Annotated in this window: 3 protein-coding genes; 1 reads left to right on the top strand and 2 read right to left on the bottom strand. The window is 74.1% G+C overall.

The window, feature by feature from the left end; all coding sequences use genetic code 11:
- Positions 1-26: 26 nt before the first annotated feature.
- Together DQW06_RS23160 and DQW06_RS23155 are read right to left on the bottom strand one after the other, a co-directional pair.
- The gene (locus tag DQW06_RS23160; RefSeq protein WP_013155561.1) at positions 27-392 is read right to left on the bottom strand and encodes a DUF3140 domain-containing protein; all 366 of its coding nucleotides are present in this window, start codon (positions 390-392) and stop codon (positions 27-29) included.
- A gap of 33 nt (positions 393-425) precedes the next feature.
- Positions 426-1478 (bottom strand): SDR family oxidoreductase, encoded by a 1053-nt coding sequence (locus tag DQW06_RS23155; RefSeq protein ID WP_013155560.1) that lies wholly within the window; start codon positions 1476-1478, stop codon positions 426-428.
- A 155-nt stretch (positions 1479-1633) separates the two neighbouring features.
- Between DQW06_RS23155 and DQW06_RS23150 the strand changes: the two genes are divergently transcribed.
- Positions 1634-2114, top strand: a 481-nt coding sequence (locus DQW06_RS23150) for a trehalase-like domain-containing protein (protein ID WP_232833130.1), incomplete at its 3' end; no start/stop codon positions are given.

Here is a 2114-nt window from a genome sequence, read left to right as displayed (position 1 = left end):
CGCCCGCCCCGGCCTTGCGGTGACCGCTACCCGGCGAGGTCCTCCTCGTCGGGGCGCGCCGAGTCGGGGCTGAGCGGGTCGTGTCCCACCGACATCAGCCGGTGCCGCCACCGCGCGTCCTCGCGGTGCGGGTCCGCGAGCTGGCCGCGGACGTACTCGGTCACCTCACGCATCAGCTCGACGTCGGACTCCGTCACGTCCACGCGGCGTTTGTTCAGCAGGTTCACGACCGCCTCGCCCCTCCGGGACACCGTGTGCCCCGGCTCGGTGCGGAAGGCGTCCTCGCCCGAGGCGTTCGTGAGCAGCCACTCGCGCAGCTGCTCCCCGGTCATGTTCACCACCGCGTGGAACTCCTCCCACGCCTCGTCCACGGCGGGATCGTGCTCGGCCATGCTCTTCCCCCTCGGTTTCGGCTTCGTCGCTGTTCAGGGCCGCCGGTGCGCTCCCCGTGCGACCGCGTAGCCCGCGGCCCCCACCGCGAACCCTGCGGCGCCCAGCAGGGCCACGGTGCTCCGCCGCTGACTCAGTTCCTGGAGCAGGCTGGACTCGCGCGACTCGTCGTCGAACTCGCCGTGCGCGCCGAAGTCGTGCTCGCCGTCCAGGGGACGGAACAGGTTGTCGCGCGCGGGCGGGTGGGCGTCGCGCACCTGGCTCTTGCGTCCGGTGAGCCCCAGCTGCCAGTCGAGCACCCTCGGTGCGAACCGCTGGCCCAGGACGGTGGCCACCGTCGAGACCCCCACCCAGTACCGGCGCCGCCTCGGGTGCTCGGCACCCCAGACGATCGCCCGGGCCGCGACCTCCGGCTGGTACACGGGGGCCACGGGGCGCGGGCGGCGGCCGTCCAGGTGCGCGCGCGTCCAGGTGAACTGCGGGGTGTTCACCGCGGGCAGGTGCACCTCCGTCACCCGGACGCCCGATCCGCGGTGGATCAGCTCGGCGCGGACGGAGTCGGTGAACCCGCGTATCGCGTGCTTGGCACCGCAGTACGCCGCCTGCAGGGGAATGCCGCGGTAGGCCAGGGCCGACCCGACCTGCACGATCACCCCCCTGTCCCGGGGCAGCATGCGCTCCAGGGCGGCCTGGGTGCCGTAGACGTAGCCGTGGTAGCAGACGTCGGTGACCCGGCGGTACTCCTCCGGCTCCACCTCCATGAACGGCGAGATGACCGTGGCGAGCACGCAGTTGACCCACACGTCCACCGGTCCCAGCTCCGACTCGACCTGGGCCAGGGCCCCGCGCACCGCCTCGGCGTCACTCACGTCCACCCGCAGCGGCAGCGCGGCCACGCCCTCGGCGCGGGCCTCCTCCGCGGCGGCCTCCAGCCCCGCCTGCCCCCGCGCGAGCAGCGCGACGGTGTACCCCCGCCGGGCGAACTCGCGCGCGGTCGCCCTTCCGACGCCCGCGCTGGCTCCGCTGACCACCGCGATCCGGCCGTTAGGTCTCCCGGCCACCTCGGCCACCCCCACACGGGTCGACACGGCCGCTTCCGGCCCTTCGCACCCTCCGCTACCCGGGAGCGCCGCCCGGTATGTACGTGCCGCGGCAAGCTTCTGAGCTGTCGTTTCGCCGGGTGCGCCCCGGGGCAGTCGCACATGAGGGGTTCCCGGGAACACGACACGACTCGGAGGTGCGGATGGCGCAGGGCACCGCGAGCATCGGCGACCACGGCTTCCTCTCGGACTGCCACACCGCCGCGCTCACCACACCCGACGGCACCGTCGACTGGCTGTGCGTTCCCCGGTTCGACGGGCCCGCCCTCGTCTCGGGGATCCTGGACCCGCGCGGAGGCGGATGGACCCTGGAGGTCGAGGGGGCGAGCCCGGCCGGACGCGCCTACGTCGACGACACGCTCGTCCTGGAGACGCTCTGGCGGGGTACGGACACCGAGGTGGCCGTTCGCGACCTGCTCGCGGTGCGAAGGCCGGAGGAGGGCGGGGCGGGCCTGTACCGGCAGGGTCTCCTCCTGCGGGTCGTCGAGTGCCGCTCCGGGAGCACGTCCGTGCGCTCGCGGCTCGACGCCAGACCCGACTTCGCGCGTGCCGAACCCGTGTGGGAGCGGGTGGACGGCGGACTGCGCGAGGCCTCGGGGCTGATGCTGTCGGGTTCGCCCGCGC

This window comes from Nocardiopsis sp. TNDT3 (assembly GCF_003427465.1).
In the GTDB taxonomy this organism is placed as follows: domain Bacteria; phylum Actinomycetota; class Actinomycetes; order Streptosporangiales; family Streptosporangiaceae; genus Nocardiopsis; species Nocardiopsis dassonvillei.
Note: the sequence above shows the minus strand (reverse complement) of the source record. Positions and strands in the feature narration are given on the sequence as shown.